Origin of the sequence: uncultured Lentibacter sp., assembly GCF_937123735.1 — a bacterium.
Taxonomy (GTDB): domain Bacteria; phylum Pseudomonadota; class Alphaproteobacteria; order Rhodobacterales; family Rhodobacteraceae; genus Lentibacter.
In genome coordinates this window covers 92,406-117,883 of sequence record NZ_CAKZKL010000010.1, presented here as the reverse complement: position 1 = coordinate 117,883, position 25,478 = coordinate 92,406, and the positions used below count along the sequence as shown (strand labels likewise).

Here is a 25,478-nt window from a genome sequence, read left to right as displayed (position 1 = left end):
CGCCAAAGCCGTCAGGCCAGCGCAGGGGCGCGCTGGCACTCTTGTTTTGCAGCCTTGCGCCTTTTCCTGCGCCGCGCCGGCTCTGTCAACCGCCCACGGCCCAACGGGCCTCAGCTGGCGGCCGGCATGCGTTGCTCCACAATCTCCGCCCAATAGCTGCACCCGGCCGGAATGGCCGCATCATTGAAGTCATATTTGGTGTTGTGCACATTGGCCGTGTCGCCGTTGCCCATCAAGATGTAAGCGCCCGGGCGCTCTTCGAGCATAAAGGCAAAGTCCTCGCCCCCCATCACAAGCGGGGCCTCCTCACAGCCGCCCGACACGCGCGTCGCCACTTCGCGCAAAAACTCCGTCTGCGCTGCGTGGTTGTCCATCACAGGGTAGCCGCGGGTGTAGGTTACGTCCACACTGCCCCCAAAGGTCGCCGCAATCCCTTGACAGATCTCGCCAATCCGCTTTTCGGCCAAGTCGCGCATCGCCGGGCTCATCGTGCGCACCGTGCCCTTGAGCGTCACACCGCCGGGGATCACGTTAAACGCCTTGGAGCTTGTCTCAAACGAGGTCACCGAAACCACGATATTCTCCACAGGGTCGGCATTGCGGCTCGCAACCGTCTGCAAGGCCAGCACAGCCTGCGCGGCCATCACGGTGGTGTCCACGGTCTCCTGCGGCTTCGCGCCATGTCCGCCCACACCGGTGAACTCGATGGTGAAGACATCGGTGGCCGCAAAAAACGGCCCCGAGCGGATCGAGAACGCGCCCACAGGTTTGCCGGGCCAGTTGTGCAGCCCGTAAACTTCCTGAATGCCAAAGCGCTCCATCATGCCATCATCGCACATCTCCTTGCCGCCGCCGCCGCCTTCTTCGGCCGGCTGGAAGATCACAACCGCCGTGCCATCAAAGTTGCGTGTCTCGCTCAGATATTTGGCCGCGCCCAAAAGCATCGCCGTGTGCCCGTCATGGCCGCAAGCGTGCATTGCGCCGGGCGTTTTGGAAGCATAGGGCAGCCCCGTTTCCTCGGGCATCGGCAGCGCATCCATATCCGCGCGCATCCCGATCACCTTGCCGGAGGTGTCGCTCTTGCCCTTGATCACCCCCACAACACCCGTGCGCCCGATCCCCGTGACAACCTCGTCACAGCCAAATTCCTTGAGCTTTTCAGCCACAATCGCGCTGGTGCGGTGGGTCTCAAACAGGATCTCGGGGTGCTCGTGAAAATCCCTCCGCCACGCGGTGATTTCGTCCTGAAGCTCGGCAAAGCGGTTCTTAACAGCCATTTTCTTTCTCCCAGTTTACTCTGCCAAAGGCATACGGCTTTCGGCCAGCTCGGCCAAAAAGCTCGCACCCACCGGCAGGATTGCGTCGTTAAAGTTATACTGCGGGTTGTGCAGATCGGCGCTGTCGCCATTGCCGATAAAGACATAAGCCCCCGGGCGCACCTGAAGCATCTCCGAGAAGTCCTCGGCCGGCATCACAGGGTCAATCGCCACTGTCGCACGCCCCGTCACAGCCCGCGCCGCCGCCGCCGCATGGCGCGCCGCCTCTTTGTCGTTCACAGTCGGCGGCACGCCATCATTGGCAAACTCCAGCACAGCACGGCCGCCATAAGCCTGCGCCGTATGGGCAATAATCGCCTCCATACGCGCCCCGATCACCTTGCGCACCTCCGTGTCAAAATACCGGAGCGTGCCTTTGATGGTCACACTGTCAGGGATCACGTTGTAAATATCGGTGTCGCTGCGAATGCCACAAAGCGAAATCACCGCCGCGCGCAGCGGGTTCACCGCGCGCGCCACAACCGATTGCATGGCCACAACAATATGGCTCGCCACAAGGCTCGTATCCACCGAGAGATGTGGCATGGCCCCATGCCCGCCCTTGCCCGTCACAACAATGCGAAAGGCCTCCGCCGCCGACATCTGCGGCCCCTCCAGCACGGCAAACTGCCCCGCCTCGATCCCGGGCCAGTTGTGCATCCCGTAAATCTCATCAATCTCAAAGCGCTCCATCAGCCCGTCATCGAGCATGGCGCGCGCGCCGCCCCCGCCCTCTTCGGCCGGCTGAAAACAGAGCACAACCGTGCCATCAAAATGGCGGGTCTCGGCGAGATACTGCGCCGCGCCCAAAAGCATGGTGGTGTGCCCGTCATGGCCGCAGGCGTGCATCTTGCCGGGCGTTTTGCTGGCATAGCCCAGCCCCGTGGCCTCCTCAATCGGCAGCGCGTCCATATCGGCGCGAAAGCCGATGGTGCGCCCACGGCCCGGTTTGCCGCCCTGCCCGCGCCCCTGTATCACAGCCACAACACCGGTCTGCCCGAAGCCTTCAACAACCTCGTCGCAGCCAAACTCGCGCAGCCGCTGCGCCACCAACCCCGCCGTGCGCGTCTCTTCAAAGCGCAGCTCCGGGTGGGCGTGAAAATCCCGCCGCCACGCGGTCAACGCGTCGCTCAGCTCGGCAAAGCGGTTCTTCACTGGCATGGCAGCGCTCCTCAGACATCCGGCCCAAGCTCAAGCTTGGCATAGGTGTCAAAACGTGCAAGCGCAAATCGCCTCAGGTCATGTCCGACGTCGCGTCCCAGCATCATATCCGCCATGATCCGCCCAAAGGCGGGGCCAATGCCAAAGCCATGCCCGCACATCCCCGTGCAGATGCTCAGCCCCGCAATGGGCGCATGATCCACCACAGGCACAACATCGGGCATGGTGTCGATCATCCCCGCCCAGCGCCGCGCCACCTTGGGCCGGCCGATCTTGGGGAAGCGCGCAGCGAACTTGTCGAGCATCCGCTCAAGGGCCTTGTCGCTCGGCGCAGGGTTGAGCACCCGCATCCGCTCAAACGGGGTCTCTTCGTCAAGCCGCCAGCGCCGCTTCGTCAGCAATCCGTCGGGCCAGTCGCGCGGGGCCGGCGGGCGGTAGCTCATGCCAAAATCCCCGCCTGTGATGAGCTGGCGGTAATACGGCACATGCCGCAGCGCATCCGGCCCCACCCAGAGGTGGTTAACCCCCAGCGAGGCCATGGTGTAGCCCCCATCTTTGCGGCGGCGAAACGACATGGCATCCTCCCCCGCCGCCCCGTCAAAAAACGAGGGCATCGGCGCGGTTGCCAGCACATTGGAGCGCACCGAGAGCTGCGGAAGGTTCACACCCTCACGGCGCAAAAACAGCGCAGACCACGCCCCCGCTGCCACCAGCACAAGCTTGGTTTTCACCTCCCCCGCCTCGGTCGCAACCCCGCTCACAGCGCCGGCGGCGCGCAACAGGCCGCGCACCGCCACGCCCTCGCGGATCATCGCGCCTGCGCGCACCGCGGCGCGCGCAATCGCCGGCACAGCCTCAAACGGCTCCGCCACCATGTCGCTTGACGTGTGCATGGCCCCGCCCCAGGGGTCGGTCGCGTCGGGCAACAGCGCCGCCACCTCAGCACGGCTCAGCATAACTGTGCCCGCCGCCGCGCCAAATTCGCGCTGCCATCCCTCATATTTCGCAAGCTGTGCTTCACTCTTGGGCAGAAAGGTCACGCCCGCGCGCCTCAGGCCGAAGTCTTCACACTCCGCCGCCAGCTCTTCCCAGCGCGCCTGCGCCTCGATCACAATCGGCAGCTCGGCATAATCGCGCCCTGTCTTGCGGATCCAACCCCAGTTGCGCCCGCTTTGCTCGGCGGCGACACGCCCCTTTTCCAGCACAAGCGGCTTGAGGCCCCGCTTGGCAAGGTAATAACCCGCAGCAACCCCGATGATCCCGCCGCCGATGATCACCACATCCGCCTCACGCGGCAGCGCGCCCACATGCTCGGGCGCGGCCTGCATCCCCAGGGGGATCGCCCCCGTCATGCCGCAAGCTCCGCAAGCAAGCGCTCCATAAAGCGCTGACCGGCCTCGAATTCGCTGACCTCGATATACTCGTCCGGCTGATGCGCCTGCTCAATGCTGCCGGGGCCACAGATCACGGCAGAATACCCAGCATTCTGAAACTGCCCCGCCTCGGTGCCATAGCTCACCACATGGCTGGCGTTGTCGCCGGTGAGACGGCGCACAAGCGCCTCGGCGGCGCCGTTGTCTTCCGGCTCAAGCGCGGGCACATCAAAGAGCGGCGCAAGATCAATGCGCGCCTCGGGATGCACCGCCTGCATCTCGGCCTCCACCGCGCGCACCCGCGCGGTGTAGCGCGCCACCCAGTCTTCCTTGCGCTCCCCCGGCACCACCCGAAACCCCATGACAAACCGGCAGTCCTTGGCGGTGATGTTGTTGGCTGTGCCGCCCTCGATCGTGCCCACATGGGCGTTGGTCCAGGGCGGATCAAACATCTGCGCCAGCGCCGTGGGCGTGGCCGCCATGGTCTGCGCATTCATATCATTGGCCCAGACAAGCAGCTTGCCTGCCTCCATCACCGCACTCACGCCCCGGTGCATGATCGAGGAATGCACCTCAAAGCCCACAACATGGGTCGCAATTCCGATCCCCCCCTTATGGCCGTTCACACATTTCATAAGGCTCGGCTCCCCGATGATGGCCAGCTCGGCCTTGGGCAAAACCCTTTGCATCGCCTCAATCATCGCCGGCGCGCCGGTGCAGCCCACCTCCTCGTCATAGCTGAGCGCTATCTGCAAAGGCCGCGCCACCCCGCGCCGCTTGGCCTCCACCAAAGCCCAGATCGCCAGCGCATCAAAACCCTTCATGTCACAGGTGCCGCGCCCATAATACTTCCCGTCCCGCTCAGTCACCGTATAGGGGTCAGAGGTCCAGGGTTGCCCGTCCACAGGCACCACATCGGTATGGCCCGACAGCACAACACCCCCCGCAACCGCAGGGCCGACATGGGCAAACAAGGCACAATGCGTGCGCGCCTCGTCGCGCCAATGACGGTGGCTCTCAATCCCGTGGCCAGCCAGGTAGCCCTCCACCCAGTCAATCAGATCGGTGTTGGGGTCACGGCTCACCGTGGGAAAGCTCACAAGCGCCTCCATCAACTCAAAGGGCGTCAACACTCTCATCACAATCTCCTCAGCGCGAAAAAGGCCAAACGCCCCATCTTCTTCTGGTCAAAAATACCTCGGGGGCGTGGGGGCTGGCCCCCACTCCAACCCCGCCCCTCAGCGCAAACGGCTCTTGATGAGCGCCAGTGGCGAGGCGGCACAGCCGCCGAGCGGGTCGCCTGCGTCAGCAGGCGAAACCACTCTGTCAATATCCGCTGTCCGTTGTCAGGATATAATGCCCCTTGCTCACTTCCTTATATGCGCTCGGCGCCGCCACATGGCCCACCGGATGGATCGGCGAGGGGATCGGCTTGAAATTCAGCTCGCGCTCGTCCTTGCGCCGGCGCGGATCGGCAATCGGAACCGCCTTCATCAACGCCTGCGTGTAAGGGTGCTGCGGGTTCTCAAACACCGCCGCACGCGGGCCCAACTCCACGATCCGCCCCAGATACATGACCCCCACATCATGGCTCACCCGCTCAACCACCGCCATATCATGGCTGATGAAGAGATAAGACAGCCCCAGCTCGGCCTGCAATTCCATCATCAGGTTGAGCACCTGCGCCTGCACGCTCACATCCAGCGCGCTCACGGCCTCATCGGCCACGATGAGCTTGGGGTTGAGCGCCAACGCGCGCGCAATTGCCACCCTTTGGCGCTGCCCACCCGAAAGCTCATGCGGAAAGCGCCGCAGGAAAGAGCGCGGCAGCTCCACACGGTCAAACAGCGCCGCAATCCGGTCTTGCAAGGCCTGTCCCTTGGCCACGCCATAGTTTTCAAGCGGCTCCGCCACCTGCCGCATCAGGTTCATCTGCGGGTTGAGGCTGGCGAACGGGTCCTGGAAAATCATCTGCATGTCCAGCCGCGCCCTGCGCAGCCCACGCGGGGGCAGCGCCATGATGTCCACCCCATCTAGGGTTACCTTGCCCGCCTGCGGCTCCACCAGCCGCAAAAGCGAGCGCCCGGCAGTGGATTTGCCACAGCCGCTCTCCCCCACAAGGCTCAGGGTGCGCCCCTTGTTGAGCGTGAACGAAATATCCTCCACCGCATGGACATTGGCCACGGTGCGGCGCAAGAAACCGCCCTTCACAGGAAAGCGCGTGGTCAGGTTTTCAACCCGCAACAACACCTCTTCGCTGCCCGCGATCGGGTCCAGGTTCTGCGCCTTGCGCCCCAGCAGCTTCATGGGTTCAGGATAGGCCTTGCCCCGCATCTCGCCCAGCTTGGGCACCGCGGCAAGAAGCGCCTTGGTGTAATTGTGCTTGGGGGCCTCAAAGATCTCCTCGACAGGCCCCTCCTCCACCTTTTCGCCCCGAAACATCACAACCACCCGGTCCGCCATCTGCGCCACCACCGCCATGTCATGGGTGATGAACATCACCGCCGTGCCGGTCTCGCGCTTGAGGCGGTCCATCAGCGCCAGAATCTCGGCCTGAATGGTCACATCCAGCGCCGTCGTCGGCTCATCCGCAATCAACAGACGCGGCTCACAGGCCAACGCCATGGCAATCACAACCCGCTGGCGCATCCCGCCCGACAGCTCGTGCGGAAATTGCTTCAGCCGCCGCTCGGGCTCGGGAATGCGCACCTGCTTGAGCAAATCAAGCGCGCGCGCCTCGGCCTCGGGCTTGCTCAGCCCCTTGTGCAGCCGCAGCCCCTCGGTCAGCTGGCGGCCCACGGTGAAGACAGGGTTAAGCGCCGTCATCGGCTCCTGAAAGATCATGCCGATCTCATTGCCGCGAATCGTGCGCATCAGGCTCTGGTCGGCCTGGGCCAGGTCAACCGCCTGCCCCTGGGCCTGCTCTGCCCCCCGCTCAAACAGGATCTTGCCACCGGCAATCTCGCCGCCGCCGTATTCGATCAGCCGCATCAAAGCCAGCGAAGAGACCGATTTGCCCGAGCCGGATTCCCCAACAATACAGACGGTCTCGCCTGCGCGCACCTCAAAGGACACATCCTTTACCCCCACCACGGGGCCGTCCTTGGTCTGGAAGGCGACACGCAGGTTTTCGATCTTGGCAAGCGGTTGGTCAAGCATTGGGGGAGGTCCATCCAGAAACTGCAATTGGCCCCACGCTACAGAGAGCAAGGCAAGACTGTCAAACCCTGTCATACCCCTGCGCTGTCCCTGCGCGGGCCGCGCCTTTGCCCTTGCCGTGCGCTTACCGCGCCCGTTGCTGCCCCCTTACCGTGCGCTGCCTGTCTCGCTACCTGCCGCGCTTCCGCGTTGCCCAACCAGCAGGCCGCGACCCAAAAATTTGCCGGCTCACGCAACGGCCGGCTGTCAAAGGGCTTGCATTTTGGCGAATCTCTGTTTCGAATGGGCGGGTCGTGGGGGCGCTGCCAAGGTCCGCACATCCGGTTCACGGATGGTGCAGAACTGCAATCCGCTCTCACCAGAAAAGCCGCGACAAGCGGATAAGCTCAGGCGGGGCAGCCCCTCGCCCAACACGGAGTAAAACATGAAAATGAAATCCCTTCTGCTTGGCGCAGCGGCCTCCTTTGCTATGGCGCCGATGGCCATGGCCGAGCGTGGCTCTGACGGCCATGTCAATGTGATCTACTGGCAAGCGCCGTCGATCCTGAACCCCTATCTCTCGGGTGGCACAAAAGACGTGGAAGCGGCCTCGCTGGTGATCGAGCCTCTGGCGCGCTATGACGACAAGGGCGCCCTGGTGCCTTACATCGCCGCCGAAATTCCAACCGTGGCCAATGGCGGCGTGAGCGCCGATCTGACCTCCATCACCTGGAAAATCCGCGACGGCATCCTGTGGTCCGATGGCACCCCTGTGACCGCCAACGACGCAAAATTCACCGCAGAATACTGTATGCACCCGGAAGGCGGCTGTGCGCAGGCGGCTTTCTTTGACGGTGTCCAGAGCATTGACGTGCTCGACACGATGACGCTCAAAATCACCTTCAACCAGCCCAAGCCAAACCCCTATGGTCCGCTTGTGGGGGGCCAATCCCCGGTGATCCAGGCGGCCCAGTTTGCCGATTGCCTCGGAGCCAAAGCGCCCGAATGCACCGAAGCAAACTTCAATCCGATCGGCACCGGACCCTTCGTGGTGGACGAGTTCAAGCCCAATGACGTGATCTCCTTCTCGGCCAATGCCAACTACCGCGAGGCTGGCAAGCCCAAATTTGCCACCATGACCCTCAAGGGCGGCGGTGACGCCACAGGCGCGGCGCGGGCCGTGTTTGAGACCGGCGAAATGGATTACGCCTGGAACCTCCAGCTCGCACCCGATGTGATCGCGAAGTTTGAAGAAGGCGGCAAGGGCAAGGCCGTGGCCGGCTTCGGTCCGCTGGTTGAGCGTCTTGAGATGAACCTCACAGACCCCTCCCCCGATCTGCCCGAAGGCGAGCGCTCCACAGTGGCGCATCCGCACCCCTTCCTGTCAGATGCCCGCGTGCGCGAAGCGCTCTCGATCTCGATCGACCGCGAGCTGCTGGTGGAAGTCGGCTATGGCAAGGCAGGCCGCCCCACCTGTGATCTGGTGCCATCACCGGACAACTATGCCGCCAACAACACCTTTTGCCTGACCCAGGACATGGACCGCGCCCGCGCGCTTCTGGACGAAGCAGGCTGGGTTGATTCCGATGGCGACGGTGTGCGCGACAAGGATGGCAAGAAACTGTCGATCCTCTATCAAACCTCAACCAACGCCGTGCGTCAGGACTTTCAGGCCCTGATCAAACAGTGGTGGGAAGAGATCGGCGTGGAAACAGAGCTGCGCAACCTGAATGCCTCGGTCTTCTTTGGCGGTGATCCCGGCTCGCCCGACACCTTCCAGAAGTTCTACGCAGACGTGGAAATGTATGCCAACACCTTCAACGGCACAGACCCGCAGCAATATCTTGCGGCCTATCGCTGTGGCAACGAGCCCAAGCCGTCAAGCCAGTGGCAGGGTGAAAACATCAACCGGTTCTGCGATCCGGCCTATGATGCCCTGATCGACGAGCTGGCCCGCACCGGCGACATCGCCAAGCGCGGCGAAATCGCCATCAAGATGAACAACATGCTCACCAAGGACAGCCACACGATTGTCGGCCTTGTTCACCGCGGGCGTGTGTCTGGCCAGGCCAATTCTCTGGGCGGACATGTTCTCAACGTGTGGGATTCCGAGCTCTGGGATGCCGCCGAGTGGTATCGCATCAAGTAAGGGCTCTTGCCCTGAAGCGCCCCGCGTTTTTGCGGGGCGCTTCGCTCTCGCCCGCAGATGACCCAAACGTCACCCCAAAAGATCCATAACCCAAGGCACCCTTCATGCTGACATATACCCTCCGTCGCTTGATCCTTTCTGTTCCGGTGCTTTTGTTTATCGCTCTTATCATCTTTCTTCTGTTGCAGCTCGCCCCGGGCGATCCGATGGCCCAGGTGCCGCTCACCGTGCCGCCGGAAGTGAAACAGAAAATGCGCGAGGCGCTCGGCCTCGGAGCGCCGTGGTATGTGCAGTTCTGGAAATGGCTGGTGCAGATGTTCTGGATCGAGCCGCAGGTGCTGATTGATTATCTCTTTGGCACCCGCTTTGCCTGGCATTGGGAAGTGCCGCTCGAGTTGCCCGTGTCGGCCACGCTTGAAAGCCTGCGCCAGGAAGGGCTGCTGCGCGAAGTGGCAGGCCAAACCGAAATCATGGTGCGTGACCAGCGGGTTATCAGCTGGCAGACCCGCTCCCCCGTGATGGACATCGTGCTCCAGCGCCTGCCCCAGACGCTCTGGGTTGTGGGTATGGCCTATCTGCTGGCCTTCCTCATCGCGATCCCGATCGGCATCTACTCGGCCTACAAACAATATTCGACCTTCGATCAGGCCGGCACATTCATCACCATGATCGGCTTCTCGGTGCCGCCCTTCTTCACAGGCCCGCTGATGATCGTGATATTCTCGGTCTCCCTTGGCTGGTTCCCCTCGATCTATGACACCACCCATGTGGTCAATGACTGGGACAGCTTTGTGGTGCAGCTCAAACAGATGATCATGCCGGTGATGGTGCTGGCGCTGCAAATCACCGCCCAGATCAGCCGCTTCATGCGCGCCTCGATGCTGGACAACCTCAAGCAAGATTATGTGCGCACCGCCCGCGCCAAGGGCCTGCCAGAGCGGGTCGTGTTGCTGGTCCATGTGCTGCGCAACTCAATGATCGCCGTGGTCACCGTCATCGCGCTGGCCATCCCGGGGATCTTCGGGGGCTCCATCATCACCGAGGTGGTCTTCAAGGTCAACGGGATCGGCCAACTGCTGATCACCGCGCTCTTTGCCAATGACATGCCCATGGTGATGACCCTGACCTTCATTTTCGCCTTTCTCATTGTGATGGCCAACATCATTGCCGATGTGCTCTATGGCGTGCTCGACCCAAGGATCCGTTATGACTGATGACATCCAAGCCATCGAGGCGCTGCAAGACAACGCACCGCTCGCGCCACACCGCTCGCAACTGGCCGAGGTCTGGCTCCAGTTCCGCCAGCATAAGGGCGCCCTGCTGGGGGGCGGCTTCTTGCTGTTCATCACCTTTGCGGTGCTCTTCGGAGCGCTGATCTGGGATCTGGACCCCGGCAAGCTTGACATCCGCGCCAAAGACCACCGCCCGATCTACACCGCCCTCTGGGACAGCGACGCAAAGACGAGCTGGAAACACCCCTTCGGCACCGACCAGCTGGGCCGTGACGGGCTGGCCAATATGATCGCCGGCGGGCGCACCTCGCTGGCGGTGGGCTGGGCGGCCATGCTGCTCTCGCTGTTTCTGGGGGCTTTCATCGGCGTCATGGCGGGCTATTTCAAGCGCCTTGACGGGCCGCTCATGCGCCTCACCGATCTGTTTCTCTCGCTGCCGATCCTGCCAATGCTGCTGGTGGCCGTCACCCTGTTCCGACAGCCCCTCAGGGCCAATTTCGGCCCCGAAGGCGGCATGTTCATCCTGATTGTCGGGGTGATCGGCCTCACCTCCTGGATGCACACCGCCCGGATCGTGCGCGGCGATGTGCTCGCGCTCAAGGAGCGTGAATTTGTGCTCGCCGCCCGCTCGGCAGGCACAACAAGCCGGGGCATCATCACACGCCATCTTCTGCCCAACGTGATTTCGCCCATCGTGGTCTCCGCCACATTCGGCCTCGCCACGGCCATCATCACAGAAAGCGCGCTCAGCTTTCTCGGGGTCGGGTTTCCCTCCGATTTCCCCACATGGGGCAAGATGCTGGCAGACTCGGTTGACAGGATGCAGGAATTCCCCGAACGCGTGATGCTGCCCGGGGTGGCCATCTCGCTCACCGTTCTGGCCGTGAACTTCCTCGGCGACGGGCTGCGCGACGCGCTGGATCCGCGCATTCGTGGCCGCTGAGCCCCACGCAGCGCCAAAAGCGAAATAAAAACGCGCGTCCTGTCCAAGGGCGCGCGTTTGGTCTTTTGTCCTGAGCGACAGCAACGCAAAGAACAGCCCTCTCTTTGCGCGGCGCGCCAAGAACATCCTCCCCGCCACAACCGGCGCAGCACAGCCCGCACCCCTTGCCGCGCGGCAAAAACCCGTCCACCTAAGCGCAAAGCCCACTCGTGTCCGGAGCCTTGCCATGTTTGAATCATTCGGTTTTGAAACCCTCACCCCCGTCACAGCCAGCCTCTACCTGGCCCTCGCCATCGGCGTGGCTTTCGGGGTGCTCGCCGAGATCACCCGCTTCTGCCTGCGCCGCGCCCTCACAAGCACCGATGCGCAAGACCGCCGCGCCGCCGGCGGCGTCTGGCTCATGGCGCTGGCCGTGGCGCTTGTCGGCACACAGGCCGGCGTGGGTGCGGGCCTCATCAACTTTGAGGCCCACCGCTACCTGGCCTCTGATATTCCCGCGCTGGCCATCGTGCTGGGCGGCCTCGCCTTTGGCGCAGGCATGGTGCTCACGCGGGGCTGCGCCTCGCGCCTCGCGGTGCTGTCGGCCTCTGGCAATCTGCGCGCCGCCAGCGTGCTCGTGCTCTTCGCCATCGCGGCCCATGCCACGCTCAAGGGCGTGTTCGCGCCGCTCGCTGCGGCGCTGGCCGCCGTCACAGTGCCCTTCGGTGGCGCTCTGCCCGCCATCGCCGCGCCCGTTCTGGCGCTTGGCGCGCTGGTGTTTGCCCTGCGCTCTGGTGCGGGCCTCAAGATGCTCACGCTTGCCGCGCTCATCGGCCTGCTTGTGCCCGCCGCATGGCTGGGAACGGGCTTTGTGCTCTATGACGCGTTTGACCCGATCATGGCCGAAAGCCTCAGCCTGACGGCCCCGGCCACAGCAACCCTGTTCTGGGCAATTGCCAGCACCGCAATCACCCCGGGCTTTGGCGTGGGCCTCATCGGCGGCATCCTCGCGGGGGCTCTCGCCTCGGCCCTGCTGTTCAAGCGCTTCGCTTGGGTGAGCTTTGACTCCCCTGCCCAGACAGGCCGCTACGCCCTCGGCGCGCTGCTCATGGGTGTGGGCGGTGTGCTGGCGGGTGGCTGCACCCTCGGCGCGGGCCTCTCCGGCGTGCCGACACTGGGCTTTGCCGCCTTCCTCGCCCTCGCCGCCATCCTCGTTGGGGCCAAGCTCGCCGCCCGCCTGCTCAATGAAAGCGGTTCCGTATCCGGCGCACAAGCCACCAAACAAGCCCTACAACCGGCAGAGTGACCAGCGCACTCACCATCCCTTTGTCAAGGCCGCCAAGCCCTCTGGCAAAGGGATAAAGCGCATAGGTGACAAGGTTCACCGCATAATAGCTGATCGCCACAACCGAGAGCCCCTCAACCGTCTGCTGCAACCTAAGCTGCAAATCGGCCCGCTTGTTCATACTCTTGAGCAGCGCGCCATTCTGCGCAGAGCGCTCCACCTCCACCCGCGTGCGCAGCAGCTCGCCCGCCCGCATCGCGCGATCCGCCATCTTGCTGAGGCGCGCACGCGTTGCGGCCACCGTGCGCATCGCAGGATCATAGCGGCGCATCATGAATTCGCCAAAGCTCTGGCGCCCCTCAAAGCGGGTCTCGCGCAAAACAGCAATCCGCTCATGCACCAGCGCCTCATAGGCCTGCGTCGCCCCGAAGCGGAAAGAAACAGACGCCGAAAGCGCCTCGAGCTCAGCAGAGACGCTCAAAAGCGCATCCAGCGTCGCCTCTGCGGGGGTTTCTGAAAGGGTCATATCTTCCATCAAGCCAGAGAGCTGCGCATCAAACTTGGCCAGCTGCGGCGCAAGGCTGCGCACCCGCGCAAAGCCCAGCATGGAAAGAGTCTTATAGGTCTCGATCTCGCAGAGCCTCTGCACAATCCGCCCCGTGCGCTGCGGCCCTGTCTCGGGTGCCACAAAAACGGCAAAGCGCATGTGCCCGTTGGGGTCGATGTGAAAATCCCCCGCAATCACCGCCGCCTCGTCCAATGCGTAAGACACCGCCACGCTCTCCGGCACAAACCACGCGCTCACCGCCGTGCGCAGCGCCGCAGGCTCCGGCATCAGCTCCACGCGCAAAAGCGCGCTCGTCACCCGCTCCATGCCCGAAGCCGCGAGCCAATCGACCGGGAAAATATCAAAATCCGCCCCGTCAAACGCCCGCTCCCCCGCCCCCGCGCAAAAGGCGGTATAGGTCACAAACTCGGTATGGCTCTCCCATTTGAGCATATGCCGCCCGATCTGCCCCGAGTAATGCGTGGCCTCCGGTGCCGGGTGCGCCGCGCCGTAGCGGTCCAAGAGCGCGCACAAATGCGCAAGGTCTGCCGCACGGTTGCGCCCGGCCGCATTGTGCTTGGGCCTGAGCGCCACAAAAACCGCGCTCGCCGGTGCCGTCAGGCTGGGAAAGGGGCGCGCATGGAGCTCGTTGGCCAGCTCATAGCGCAGCGGATGGTCTTCTAAAGCGCGCATGGCGGCCTCCTGTTCTGCGGCCCACCCTAGCGCGCCAGCAGCAGAAGTAAACGCTCTTTTTGTCGCAAAATCAGAGGCTTAATGGGATACCTTTGTATACCAAGCGCCTCAAAACACGCCCAGAGCCAGCCCCGCGCCCAAAGCCGCCCCCAGCTCGCGGCACGGCGCAAGCGCGGCTGTGCTCAAGTGCTTTTCGGCCAAAATCGCCTCCGCCGTCTGCGCGCGGGTGTTCACAATCAGCGCCTCCTGCACCTCCTTGAGCCGCCAGCCCGTGGCAATCCGCGTCAGCTGGCGCGCCGCGCCCGTCCCATCGCTGCCCGCGCATATCATCTGCGCATAGGCCCGCCCCTCGATCTGCCCGAGCACAGGATAATAACAGCGGTCAAAAAATTCCTTCATTGCGCCGGAGAGGCTCCCAAGGTTCTCAGGTGCGGCAAAGAGATAGCCCGCCGCCGCGAGCACATCCTCCACACCCGCCTCCTCGGCCCGCAAAAGCCGCACTGCGCCCTCAGCCGCAGCCGCGCTGTAAGCTGCCTCGGCCATCTGCCGCGCCCCGCCCGTGCGGCTGTGATAGATGATCAGAAGATGTGTCATGGCCCCATGCTAGCGCCAAGACACACAGGGTGAAACCAAAGAAAAAGGGCGCCCCAACCGGAGCGCCCTTTCCCTATCACAAGCCGAAAAGATCAGTCGATCATCGGCAGAAGCTTGTCCAAGCTCGCCTTCGCGTCGCCATAAAACATCCGTGTGTTCTCCTTGAAGAACAAGGGGTTCTCGATCCCCGAATAGCCCGTGCCCTGGCCGCGCTTGGAAACAAACACCTGTTTCGCCTTCCAGCACTCCAGAACCGGCATCCCGGCGATGGGCGAGTTGGGGTCATCCTGTGCCGCAGGGTTCACGATGTCGTTGGAGCCGATCACGATGGCCACATCCGTATCCGGAAAGTCCTCGTTGATCTCATCCATCTCCATCACGATGTCATAGGGCACTTTGGCCTCGGCCAAGAGCACGTTCATATGCCCCGGCAAACGCCCCGCAACAGGGTGAATGGCAAAGCGCACGTTCTTGCCCTTGGCGCGCAGCTTGCGCACAAGCTCGGCCACACCTGTCTGCGCCTGCGCCACAGCCATGCCATAACCGGGGATGATGATCACAGAATCCGCCTCGTTCAAGGCCGTGGCAACGCCCTCGGCCTCAATGGCGATCTGCTCACCTTCCACCGCCATCTGCTCACCCGCCGGGCCGCCAAAGCCCCCCAGAATAACCGAGATGAACGACCGGTTCATCGCCTTGCACATGATGTAGCTCAAAATCGCACCGGAGGAGCCGACAAGCGCCCCCACAACGATCAGCAAATCATTGCCAAGGCTGAAACCGATGGCCGCAGCAGCCCAACCGGAATAGGAGTTCAGCATGGAAACAACCACGGGCATATCCGCCCCGCCAATCCCCATGATCAGGTGGTAGCCGATAAACAGCGCCGCAAGGGTCATGATAAAGAGCGGCAAAAAGCCACCACTGTTGAAATACCAGATCAGCGTGAGCACGGAAATACCCGCCGCCGCCGCGTTGAGCACATGTCCGCCCGGCAGCTTCTCGGCCGCCGAAGTCACACGACCGGCCAGCTTGCCATAAGCCACAACCGAGCCGGTAAAGGTCACGGCGCCGATGAAGACCCCGAGAAACAGCTCAACCCGCAAAATCGCAATCTCCACCGCGTCCTTCTTGGCCAGAAGCGCGGCAAAGCCCTCAAGCGCCTTGCGTGCCGTGTCATCCATCGCCAGGACCCGGCCCAGCTCGATATGGGCGTTAAAGCCCACAAAGACAGCCGCAAGCCCCACAAGAGAGTGCATCGCAGCCACCAGCTCCGGCATCTGGGTCATCTGCACCCGTGTGGCAAGCTGATAGCCAATCAAACCGCCCGCAGCGATCAGAACCAGCGACAAAAGCCAAAGCCCCGCGCCGGGGCCGATCAGCGTGGCAAAAATCGCCAGCGCCATACCGGCAATGCCATACCAAACCGCGCGTTTGGCGCTTTCCTGCCCCGAAAGGCCGCCCAGCGAGAGAATGAACAAAATCGCAGCAACCACATAAGCCGCTGTGGTGAAACCATAATCCATTAGTCAGCCCCCCTTAAGATTTCTGGAACATGGCGAGCATTCGCCGTGTGACGAGGAACCCGCCAAAAATGTTGATCCCAGCCATGAACACCGCGAGCGCCGAGAGCAGGATCACCAAAAAGCTCCCGGAGCCGATCTGCATGAGCGCGCCCAGAATGATGATCGAGCTGATCGCATTGGTCACCGCCATGAGCGGCGTGTGCAGGCTATGCGCCACACCCCAGATCACCTGGAAGCCCACGAAAACGGCCAGCACGAAGACGATGAAATGCTGCATGAAGCTGGCCGGCGCAACAAGCCCCACCCCCAGCAGCAGCACCGCGCCAACACCCAGCAAGGTCACCTGTTGCTTGGTCTGCGCCTTGAAGGCCGCCACCTCTGCGGCGCGCTTCTCTTCCGCCGTCAGCTCTTTTACTTCGGCCTTGGGCTTGGCGGCAATCGCCGCCACTTTGGGGGGCGGTGGCGGGAAGGTGATCTCACCTTCAAAGGCCACGGTCGCGCCGCGAATGACATCATCTTCCATGTCGTGGTTGATCTGGCCGTCTTTTTCGGGCGTCAGATCGGTCATCATATGGCGGATGTTGGTGGCATAGAGGTTTGAGGCCTGCGTTGCCATGCGGCTGGGGAAATCGGTATAGCCGATGATGGTCACGCCATTCTCGGTCACGATCTTCTCGTCCATCACGGTGAGTTTGCAGTTGCCGCCCTTTTCGGCCGCAAGGTCCACAATCACGCTGCCCGCCTTCATCGCCTTGACCATATCCTCGGTCCAAAGCTCGGGCGCCTCGCGGTTGGGAATAAGCGCCGTGGTGATGACGATATCCACCTCAGGCGCCAGCTCGCGGAACTTCGCCAGCTGCGCTTCGCGGAACTCGGGGCTGGAGACAGAGGCATAACCGCCCGTCGCCGCGCCGTCCTGCTGCTCTTCCTCAAAGTCGAGGTAAACAAACTCGGCCCCCATTGATTCGACCTGCTCGGCCACTTCGGGGCGCACGTCAAAGGCGTAGGTCACAGCGCCAAGGCTGGTGGATGTGCCAATCGCGGCAAGCCCCGCCACGCCCGCGCCCACAACCAGAACCTTGGCGGGCGGCACTTTGCCCGCCGCCGTGATCTGGCCGGTGAAGAAGCGGCCAAAGTTGTTGCCCGCCTCGATAACCGCGCGGTAGCCGGCGATATTGGCCATGGAGCTGAGCGCATCCATCTTCTGCGCGCGGCTGATCCGGGGGACCATTTCCATCGCGATGACATTCGCGCCCTTGGCTTTCGCCGCGTCCATACCCGCGTCATTTGCCGCTGGGTTAAAGAATGAAATCAGGGTCTTGCCTGCTTTGAGCTGCTTGAGCTCCGCCGCTTCGGGCTGGCGCACCTTGGCGATGATATCGGCATCCTTCCAAAGCGCCGCGGCAGTCTTTTTGACAGTGACGCCCGCGGCCTTGTAATCGGCGTCCGAATAGCCCGCCAGCGCGCCTGCGCCTGTTTCGATCATGCACTCATAGCCGAGCTTTTGCAGATCCCGTGCCGAAGCCGGCGTCATGGCCACACGGGCCTCGCCTGCAAACACTTCTTTTGGTGTTCCGATGATCACCTGAGTATCCCCCTTCTTTTCTGTTTCTTGCGCAAACCATCACGCAAGGATTTCAAATGTTACGCTGCGACGCGGCAAAAAGTCAAAGCCAACGCCGCGTCTCTTCTTTCAACCACGTTTTTCAACCAAGTCTTTCAACCAAGGCCAAGGGCGCGCCCGCTGGTGCCAGATCTCCCCATGGGGTCATGGCTTGTAAGCCGCCGTCTCTTGCCACCCGGTGTATCCGGACTGCAAGACAAGCACATTCTCATGCCCCAAAAGGCGCGCGGCAAAGGTGGCCTGCGCGCTCAGCGAGCCAGTGTTGCAATAGAAAATGACCATGCCACTTTGCGGCAACTCCCCCAACCGGGCCGGCACCTCACGCCATTCGATATGGCGTGCGCCCGCAATATGCCCCTGGGCAAATTGCGCTGCATCCCGGGTGTCAATGAACGTGGCCGCCGCAAAGACCTCCGCATCAATCTGCTGGGGCAAGATGATCCCCTGCTCATAGGTGGCAAAATCCATATAGCCCTGCACAGCCTCGGCCACAGCGGTGTCCTCAGCCAAGACAGGTGCGCTCAAAGCGAGCCAGCCCAACAGGGCTGACCGAGCGAGTTTCAGTCTCATTCCCATTCCATTTCCTCAAACACCCGGCCTGCGTTTTTCGTGGCAAGCTCCTCGAAAGTGTCCAGCATCTCCCAATTTGACTGATCCACATAATACGCGCCCGAAAGGTCGCCGCCCGCGTCAATATGCGCACCGATCTTCTCGCGCAGATCAACAAGATAATCATGCGTATAGCGGCGCACCTGCGCCATATTGGTGGGGTGGCCATGCCCGGGAATCACATAGGTCGGCGCCATCGGTTCAAGCTTGCTCTCCCAGGTCTCGATCCAGCAGCTCGTGCAGGTATCGCCAAAAATCGGCGGCATCCGCTCGTGAAAGGCAATATCGCCGGCAATCATGATGTCCCACTGAGGGATCCAAACCTGCGTGTCTCCCGGCCCGTGCGCAGGGCCAAGATGCAGAATTTCGAATGTCACACCGCCCAGCTCATAGGCATAAGTGTCCGAAAAGCTCAGATTGGCGCTCACCGCGCGCGTGCCCTCGGCGCGGTCGCGGTTGTAGCCCTTCATCCCTTCCAGGATAAAATGGCCGTTCTCCTCGGTCTCGTGAATGGCGTCCTCATGGGCGAGAATATCCACCCCCAGATCGGCCCAATAGGAGTTGCCCAGGAAAGCATGGCCCTGCCCGTTTTCATTGATCACAAGCTTCACAGGCAGATCGGTGACCGCCTTGATCTCCTCATGCAGCGCCGCCGCCAGCCGCGCCGAGGCGCCCCCGTTGACCACAACAACCCCCCCCGGCGTCACAACAAAGCTGAGGTTGTTGTTGTGTCCGGCGTTTTCATAGGTGGGCGGAGCTGTCGCGCCGATGGCCGAAAAGACATGCGGAATCACTTCCACGGGCTTGGAATAGAGCTCGCTCTGCGGATATTGATCGGCAATATCCTCGCTCGCAAAGGCGGCTGCGCCCAGAACAGCGGCCAAAGCCGCGCCCGCCAGACCGCTGGAAAATCGTGACATCCTATCCCCTCCTAAATCCTTCCCGCGCACCTTACACATTCACCTGCATGAATGTCTAATCCATTTCGCACCACCGCTTGCAATCCGCCAGCCCGCGCGACAGTTTGACCAAGACGCCCAACACCCGAAAAGAGACTGCCATGACCGATTTCGCCGCAACAAAAGCCCTGTTTCACATTCCAAAGGGCATGATCTACCTGGATGGCAACTCGCTGGGCCCCCTGCCCAAAAGCGCACCCGCCCGCGTCGCCCGCACCATGACCGACGAATGGGGCGAAATGCTCATCACCGGCTGGAACAAGGCGGGCTGGATGGCCAAGGCCACCGAGGTGGGCGATCGTGTCGCGCGGCTCATCGGGGCCGAGGCGGGCCATGTGGTCATGGGCGACACGCTCTCCATTAAGGTCTATCAGGCGCTGGCCGCAGCCCTCGAAATGCGCCCGGAGCGCAAAGTCATCCTCTCTGACAGCGGCAACTTCCCCTCCGATCTCTACATGGCCGAAGGGCTCATCAAATCGCTCGGCCAAGGCCACGAGCTGCGCATTGTCGCCCCCGAGGAGGTTGAAGCGCATATCACCGAAGAGGTCGCCGTGACGCTGATCACCGAAGTCGATTACCGCACAGGGCGGCTGCATGACATGAAAGCGCTCACCGCCAAGGCCCAGAGCGTCGGCGCGCTGACGATCTGGGATCTGGCCCACACCGCAGGCGCCACCGATGTGAAGCTTGCCGAATGCAAAGCCGACTTCGCCGTCGGCTGCACCTATAAATACCTCAACGGCGGCCCCGGCGCGCCCGCCTTCATCTATGTCGCCCCGCGCCACGCCGACACGGTGCGCCCCGCCCTGTCGGGCTGGCTCGGCCATGAAGCGCCCTTCGCCTTTGATCTCAGCTACCGCGCGGGCGCAGGCATCGAGCGGATGCGCGTCGGCACGCCGCCGATCCTGGCCTTGGCCGCGCTTGAGGCCGCCCTGGACGCTTGGGAAAACGTGGATATGGCCGCGCTGCGCGCGCGCTCCCAAAGCCTCACCCAGCTGTTTCTGGAGGAGGTGGAGGCGCGTTGCCCCATGCTCACCCTCGCCAGCCCGCGCGCGGCCGCAGCGCGCGGCTCGCAAGTGAGCTTTGCCTTTGAAAACGGTTACGCCGCCATGCAGGCGCTGATCGCGCGCGGCGTTGTCGGCGACTTCCGCGCGCCTGATATCATGCGTTTCGGCTTCACGCCGCTGTTTATCGACGAAGGCGACGTGCTCAGCGCCTGTGACATCATCGAAGAGGTGATGACGGGGGCGCTTTGGGACAGGCCCGAATACCACGCGCGTGCGGCGGTTACCTGAAGCCTGTGACTTGATTTCGAATTTTTCCTTCGGAAAAATCCGACCGAAGCGGGGGACCAGTCCCCCGCACCCCCTGGGATATTTGAAGCAATAAAAAAGGGCTAGGCGCGGGCGTGTTCAGCAGGTTGGGCTTTGTGTTCGGCCCAGGCCCGCACGGCAGCGCCGAAGGCTTCAAACAGCGGGCGCGAGACAGGGTCATTGGCCGCGTTCCACTCCGGATGCCATTGCACAGAGAGGGTGAAGCCCTTGGCGTCTTTGATGTAGATCGCCTCCGGCGTGCCATCGGGCGCATGGCCTTCGATCACCACCCGTGGGCCGGGTTTGCAGATGCCTTGCCCGTGGAGCGTGTTGGTCATGACGGCTTGCGCGCCCAGAAGCTGATGAAAGCGTCCGCCTTTGGTGAAGCGGACTTCATGGCGCAGCTCGAATTTCTCTTCCAGCGTGCCTTCGGGCGGCATCCGGTGGTTGCTGCGCCCCGGCAGATCGCGGATTTCGGGGTGCAGTGTCGAGCCAAAGGCGACGGCGACTTCCTGAAAGCCCCGGCAGATGCCGAAAAACGGCTGGCCGCGCTCTACACAGGCGCGCACCAGCGGCAGGGTGATCGCATCGCGCGCGCGGTCAAACTCGCCATGCGCCTCGGTTTCGGCCTCGCCATATTCGGCGGGGTGCACATTGGGCCGCCCGCCGGTGAGCAAAAAGCCATCACAGGTTTCCAGCAGCTCTTGCACACTCACAAAGCGCGGATCCGCTGCGATGAGCAACGGCAAACAGCCTGACACCTGAGACACGGCCTCGGTGTTCATCACCCCGCCCCCATGGGTGAGGTAGGTTTCGTTGATCAGATGCTGGTTGCCAATAATGCCGACAACCGGCCGGCGCTGTGGGGTGTCCTGTTTCATGGCCTATAGGTAATACGGCTTTTGACTGAAGAAAAGCCTTTCACACCGCAAAAGGCCCCCGCAACATGCAGGAGCCTGAAGCGCGCGGGCTCTTGGCGCTCAATAGACGCCGACGGCGCTGCCCTCTTGGGCCGCAGCGCTTAAAAGGTCGAACATATACTGCGCGCCCGAGCGGAAGCAGACCACCGTGATGCTGTCTGGTGCCGAGATCCAGAGGGCTGCGGCCACCTGCGCAAGGCGCGTGCGGCGGATTTCACCCTCAGCGAAACGGCTCATGTCAACAGGCGCGAGCTTGCCGATCACCTCGCGCGCATGTGGCCCTGTGACCGTGAACACCGCGCGCGCATCCGAGACATTCTCGGCCATGAAATGCTGCCCCTTGAGCGCGGTGGAGAGCTTGGCCACCACCGCATCCGCCTCAGCGTGCGGCACGAGGATCAAAAGCTCATCCGGGCTCATCCAGGCAACCCCCGTCGCCCCCGCCAGCGCCACACCGCGCGGCTTTGGAATGGCCGCGCCGGCCACAGCTTTCACCGCCGATTTGACCTTGGCATGGCCCAGATCACCGCGAAAGCTGATCATGCCGACAAGCCCGGCCTCCTCAACATGGGCGATGCCCGCAAAGCGCGCGCCTGCGAGTGCACTTCTTGCTTCAGACATTTTGCTTCTCCCCTTCAGGGTCATAAAATACGGGGCTGACAACCTTGGCGGTATAGGTCTTGCCGTCGGTTCCGGGGAAATCCACCGTCTCGCCCATCCGCTCTGGCCCATTGTGCAAGAGGCCCATGGCAATGCCCTTGCCCAAGGTGGGCGAATAATAGGTCGAGGTCACGCGCCCCTGCACATTGCGCTGGCCATTGGCGTTCTCGCCTTCGGCCACAGCATAGGCCCCGTCGGGGATGACAGAGCCATCCACCGTCTCAAGGCCCACAAGCTGCCAGCGCTCGGGGTTGACCATAAATTCCCGCTCCTGCGCGCGCTTGCCAAGGAAGTCTTCCTTCTTCTTGGAAATCGCCCACGACAGGCCCAAGTCCTGCGGAATGATGGTCCCGTCGGTCTCATCCCCGATCATGATAAAGCCCTTCTCGGCGCGCATCACATGCATGGCCTCCGTGCCGTAGGCGGTCGCGTTAAACTCCGCCCCCGCCTCAAAGAGGGTGTCCCAAAGTGCTGCGCCTTGGCTCGCCGGCACAGCAATTTCATAAGACAGCTCGCCCGCAAAGGAGATCCGGAAGATGCGCGCATCAAACCCGCCGAGCTTGCCGCTGGTATACTCCATAAAGCCAAGCGCCTCCTTGGAAACATCGACACCGCCGAGCTTTTCCAGGACCTTGCGCGAGTTTGGCCCAACCACGCCGATCTGCGCCCACTGCTCGGTTGCATTGGTCACATAGACCTTCCAGTCCCACCATTCGGTCTGCAACCACTCTTCCATATGGCCATGGATGCGCTCAGCGCCCCCCGTGGTGGTGTGGCAGAGGAAGGTCTCCTCATCGAGCCGCACAACCACGCCGTCATCGCTGAGAAAGCCGTTTTCCGAACACATAAGCCCATAGCGGCATTTGCCGGGCTTCAGCGTGCTCATCATATTGGTGTAGAGCATATCAAGGAACTTGCCCGCATCCGGCCCCTTCACAATGAGCTTGCCCAAGGTGGAGGCATCCAGCAAGCCAAGGCTCTCGCGCGTCGCCAATATCTCGCGGTTCACCGCCTCATGCACGCTCTCGCCGCCCCGCAGGTAGGCATAGGCGCGCCGCCACTGGCCCACAGGCTCCCAATGCGCGCCGTTGGCTTCGTGCCAGTCGTGCATCGGCGTGCGCCGCAAGGGCTGGAACACCTCCGCGCGGGCCTCACCCGCAATGGAGCCCATCGAAATCGGCGTGTAAGGCGGGCGGAAGGTGGTTGTCCCCGTCGCAGGAATTGCCTGCCCAAGCGTTTCCGAAAGCACAGCCAAGCCGTTGATATTGCTCAACTTGCCCTGGTCTGTCGCCATGCCCAGCGTGGTGTAGCGCTTGGTGTGCTCGACACTCTCATAGCCCTCGCGCGCCGCAAGCTGCACATCAGAGACCTTCACATCGTTCTGATAATCCAGCCACGCCTTCATGCGCAGCTTTGGCCCCGCGCCCTGCGGCATCATCCAGACAGGCTGCAACGGCGCTTCTGCCGCCTGCTCAAAACCGGGCAGGCTCACATCCACAGGCGTGAGGCCCAAAGCCTCCACAGCCTTGCGCGCCGCGTGGTCGGCATCGGCCAGCCCCACGCCCATATCCATCACACCATTGGCCGCGCCCGCGGGGATCACAAACCCCGCACCGTCTGCGCCCAAGGGCGGGCGCGTCTCGTCAGGGCGGAACATCGCGTGCTCCTCATCCCAAAGAAGCTTGCCCCCACAATGGCTCCAGAGGTGCACAACTGGGCTCCAACCGCCCGACATGGCCACCGCATCACAGGCGATCTCTTCAAGCACCGCGCCCTCACCGGCCTGCGCGCAAATCTTGACCGATTTCACACGCTTGCCACCGGTGACCTTGGCAATCCCCTTGCCGTTTTCCACCCGGATGCCCATGGCCCGCGCCTCTGCGGCAATGGCCCCGCCGCCCTCGGCGCGCGCATCAAGGATCACGGGCACATCAAGCCCCGCCGCCTTCACGGCCAGCGCGGTTTTGTAAGCATCGTCGTTGTTGGTCACAACAACCACACGGTCGCCCGCGCTCACGCCATAGTCAGCGATATAGTCGCGCACAGCCCCCGCCAGCATCACACCGGGAATGTCGTTGCCTGCAAAGCTCAGGGGCCGTTCAATCGCCCCCGTCGCGGTGATGATCTGCCCCGCACGGATCTTCCAGAGCCGGTGGCGTGGGCCAACCAGCGCTGGCGCGTGGTCGCGCAGCCGCTCATAGCCCAAGAGATAGCCGTGGTCATAAACCCCCGCGCCCATCATCCGGGTGCGCAGCGTGACATTCTCCATGCCCTCAAGCTCGGCCACAAGCGCCGCGATATACTCGGCCGCTGGCTTGCCATCCAGCTCGCCGCCATCCACCATGCTGCGCCCGCCCCAATGCGGGTCTTGCTCCATCAGCAAGACTTTCGCACCGCTCAGCGCCGCTGTCTTGGCCGCCTGAAGGCCCGCAAGCCCGCCGCCAATCACGGCGATATCGGCAAAGAAGTAAAAGTGCTCGTAGGTGTCCGCATCCAGCGTCTCTTTGTCAGGCGCCTTTCCAAGGCCCGCGGACTGGCGGATAAACGGCTCGTAAATATGCTTCCACGCAAAGCGCGGGAAAAGGAAGGTCTTGTAATAGAACCCGGCGGGCAAGAAGCGCGCAAAAGCGTTGTTCACCACGCCAATATCAAACTCAAGGCTTGGCCAGTGGTTTTGGCTGCCCGCGCTGAGGCCATCAAAAATCTCGGTCGTCGTCGCGCGCTGGTTTGGCTCAAACTTGCCGCCCTCGCCCATGTTCATCAAGGCGTTCGGCTCTTCCGCACCGGAGGCCACAACGCCACGGGGGCGGTGATACTTGAAAGACCGGCCCATCATCATCTGGTCATTGGCGAGCAAGGCCGAGGCCAGCGTGTCGCCCTGATAGCCCTTCAGCCGCGTGCCGTTAAAGCTGAATGTAACGGGCTTGCTGCGGTCAATCCGCCGCCCGCCCTGTGTGAGACGTGTGCTCATTTGAAGTTCCTCCAGCTCCATCCCGGGCGCTTGGCCGTCAGGATGTCCTTAATCTCTTGGGGCGGCTCATAGGTCTGCGCGCTGTAGGTGCCAAACACTTCCAGCGTCATCGTGCAGCGCGCGGCATGAAACCACTTGCCGCAGCCATTGGCATGGCGCCAACGCTCCAGATGCACCCCCTTGGGGTTCTCGCGCATGAACAGATAGGTCTCGAAATCCGCATCACTCGAGCCAGGCCCAAAGCGCTTCAAATGCGCCTCGCCGCCTGCGTGAAATTCCGTCTCTTCGCCTTTGACCCCGCAATACGGGCATTCAAGGATCAGCATAGCGCACCTCCATGGATTTGAGGGAAACTCATGCCCAAAGGGCAGGCATGATTGTTTTGAACAGCAACATCGCATCCGCGTCGCAAATGCACAGGGCGGGGCGCGGCGCGGGCCACCGGAAAATTCGAATTTTCCGGGCCATTTTTTTGCAAAAAAATGG

20 protein-coding genes are annotated in these 25,478 nt (G+C 62.6%); 5 read left to right on the top strand and 15 right to left on the bottom strand.

The genetic code is table 11. The features are described from left to right. Positions 1 to 110: 110 nt before the first annotated feature. From Q0478_RS02565 to Q0478_RS02545, 5 genes are all read right to left on the bottom strand, one after another. The gene (locus Q0478_RS02565) at positions 111 to 1,277 is read right to left on the bottom strand and encodes a M20 aminoacylase family protein (RefSeq protein WP_298675912.1); all 1,167 of its coding nucleotides are present in this window, start codon (positions 1,275 to 1,277) and stop codon (positions 111 to 113) included. A 15-nt stretch (positions 1,278 to 1,292) separates the two neighbouring features. Beyond that, positions 1,293 to 2,477: a M20 aminoacylase family protein gene (locus Q0478_RS02560; RefSeq protein WP_298675911.1), complete on the bottom strand. Its 1,185-nt coding sequence runs from the start codon at positions 2,475 to 2,477 to the stop codon at positions 1,293 to 1,295. Between the two features lie 11 nt (positions 2,478 to 2,488). Next, positions 2,489 to 3,829, bottom strand: coding sequence for an FAD-binding oxidoreductase (locus tag Q0478_RS02555; RefSeq protein ID WP_298675910.1), 1,341 nt, complete (start codon positions 3,827 to 3,829; stop codon positions 2,489 to 2,491). Further along, positions 3,826 to 4,992 carry an acetylornithine deacetylase gene (argE, locus tag Q0478_RS02550; RefSeq protein ID WP_298675908.1) on the bottom strand — a complete coding sequence of 389 codons (1,167 nt, stop codon included), beginning with the start codon at positions 4,990 to 4,992 and terminating at the stop codon, positions 3,826 to 3,828. Before argE ends, Q0478_RS02555 begins: the two co-directional genes overlap by 4 nt. A gap of 184 nt (positions 4,993 to 5,176) precedes the next feature. After that, positions 5,177 to 7,009 (bottom strand): ABC transporter ATP-binding protein, encoded by a 1,833-nt coding sequence (locus Q0478_RS02545; RefSeq protein ID WP_298675906.1) that lies wholly within the window; start codon positions 7,007 to 7,009, stop codon positions 5,177 to 5,179. A 424-nt stretch (positions 7,010 to 7,433) separates the two neighbouring features. On the opposite strand from Q0478_RS02545, the gene Q0478_RS02540 reads away from it, so the two are divergent. The 4 genes from Q0478_RS02540 (at position 7,434) to Q0478_RS02525 (ending at position 12,597) form a co-directional block, all read left to right on the top strand. Further along, a complete protein-coding gene (locus Q0478_RS02540; RefSeq protein ID WP_298675905.1) occupies positions 7,434 to 9,137 on the top strand; it encodes a peptide ABC transporter substrate-binding protein in 1,704 nt (567 codons plus the stop codon). A gap of 104 nt (positions 9,138 to 9,241) precedes the next feature. After that, positions 9,242 to 10,351, top strand: a complete 1,110-nt coding sequence (locus Q0478_RS02535; RefSeq protein WP_298675903.1) for an ABC transporter permease — start codon at positions 9,242 to 9,244, stop codon at positions 10,349 to 10,351. Next, positions 10,344 to 11,312, top strand: coding sequence for an ABC transporter permease (locus tag Q0478_RS02530; protein WP_298675901.1), 969 nt, complete (start codon positions 10,344 to 10,346; stop codon positions 11,310 to 11,312). Before Q0478_RS02535 ends, Q0478_RS02530 begins: the two co-directional genes overlap by 8 nt. A 226-nt stretch (positions 11,313 to 11,538) precedes the next feature. Then, complete coding sequence (locus Q0478_RS02525; RefSeq protein WP_298675899.1) at positions 11,539 to 12,597, top strand: YeeE/YedE thiosulfate transporter family protein; 1,059 nt, start codon at positions 11,539 to 11,541, stop codon at positions 12,595 to 12,597. Here the strand turns inward: Q0478_RS02525 and Q0478_RS02520 are convergent. From Q0478_RS02520 to Q0478_RS02495, 6 genes are all read right to left on the bottom strand, one after another. After that, positions 12,533 to 13,816: a DUF3422 family protein gene (locus Q0478_RS02520; protein WP_298675897.1), complete on the bottom strand. Its 1,284-nt coding sequence runs from the start codon at positions 13,814 to 13,816 to the stop codon at positions 12,533 to 12,535. The genes Q0478_RS02525 and Q0478_RS02520 overlap by 65 nt on opposite strands. Positions 13,817 to 13,924: 108 nt before the next feature. Then, positions 13,925 to 14,410, bottom strand: coding sequence for an NAD(P)H-dependent oxidoreductase (locus Q0478_RS02515; RefSeq protein WP_298675895.1), 486 nt, complete (start codon positions 14,408 to 14,410; stop codon positions 13,925 to 13,927). A gap of 92 nt (positions 14,411 to 14,502) precedes the next feature. After that, positions 14,503 to 15,936, bottom strand: coding sequence for an NAD(P)(+) transhydrogenase (Re/Si-specific) subunit beta (locus Q0478_RS02510; protein ID WP_298675893.1), 1,434 nt, complete (start codon positions 15,934 to 15,936; stop codon positions 14,503 to 14,505). A gap of 13 nt (positions 15,937 to 15,949) precedes the next feature. Then, complete coding sequence (locus Q0478_RS02505; protein ID WP_298675891.1) at positions 15,950 to 17,521, bottom strand: Re/Si-specific NAD(P)(+) transhydrogenase subunit alpha; 1,572 nt, start codon at positions 17,519 to 17,521, stop codon at positions 15,950 to 15,952. 183 nt (positions 17,522 to 17,704) lie between these two features. Next, entirely contained in the window at positions 17,705 to 18,130 is a 426-nt protein-coding gene (locus Q0478_RS02500) for a rhodanese-like domain-containing protein (RefSeq protein ID WP_298675889.1), read from the bottom strand. Further along, the gene (locus Q0478_RS02495) at positions 18,127 to 19,089 is read right to left on the bottom strand and encodes an MBL fold metallo-hydrolase (RefSeq protein WP_298675887.1); all 963 of its coding nucleotides are present in this window, start codon (positions 19,087 to 19,089) and stop codon (positions 18,127 to 18,129) included. Before Q0478_RS02495 ends, Q0478_RS02500 begins: the two co-directional genes overlap by 4 nt. Before the next feature lie 140 nt (positions 19,090 to 19,229). On the opposite strand from Q0478_RS02495, the gene kynU reads away from it, so the two are divergent. Beyond that, entirely contained in the window at positions 19,230 to 20,423 is a 1,194-nt protein-coding gene (gene kynU, locus Q0478_RS02490; RefSeq protein ID WP_298675885.1) for a kynureninase, read from the top strand. 101 nt (positions 20,424 to 20,524) lie between these two features. Here kynU and Q0478_RS02485 read toward each other — a convergent pair whose 3' ends face one another. The 4 genes from Q0478_RS02485 to Q0478_RS02470 form a co-directional block, all read right to left on the bottom strand. Continuing rightward, on the bottom strand, positions 20,525 to 21,322 hold the full coding sequence (locus Q0478_RS02485) for a gamma-glutamyl-gamma-aminobutyrate hydrolase family protein (protein ID WP_298675883.1): 798 nt from the start codon (positions 21,320 to 21,322) through the stop codon (positions 20,525 to 20,527). Positions 21,323 to 21,421: 99 nt separating this feature from the next. After that, a complete protein-coding gene (locus tag Q0478_RS02480; protein WP_298675881.1) occupies positions 21,422 to 21,982 on the bottom strand; it encodes a sarcosine oxidase subunit gamma in 561 nt (186 codons plus the stop codon). Then, positions 21,975 to 24,992, bottom strand: a complete 3,018-nt coding sequence (locus Q0478_RS02475; RefSeq protein WP_298675879.1) for a sarcosine oxidase subunit alpha family protein — start codon at positions 24,990 to 24,992, stop codon at positions 21,975 to 21,977. The genes Q0478_RS02480 and Q0478_RS02475 overlap by 8 nt, the downstream gene beginning before the upstream one ends. Next, positions 24,989 to 25,318 (bottom strand): sarcosine oxidase subunit delta, encoded by a 330-nt coding sequence (locus Q0478_RS02470; protein ID WP_298675877.1) that lies wholly within the window; start codon positions 25,316 to 25,318, stop codon positions 24,989 to 24,991. Before Q0478_RS02470 ends, Q0478_RS02475 begins: the two co-directional genes overlap by 4 nt. Positions 25,319 to 25,478: the final 160 nt, after the last annotated feature.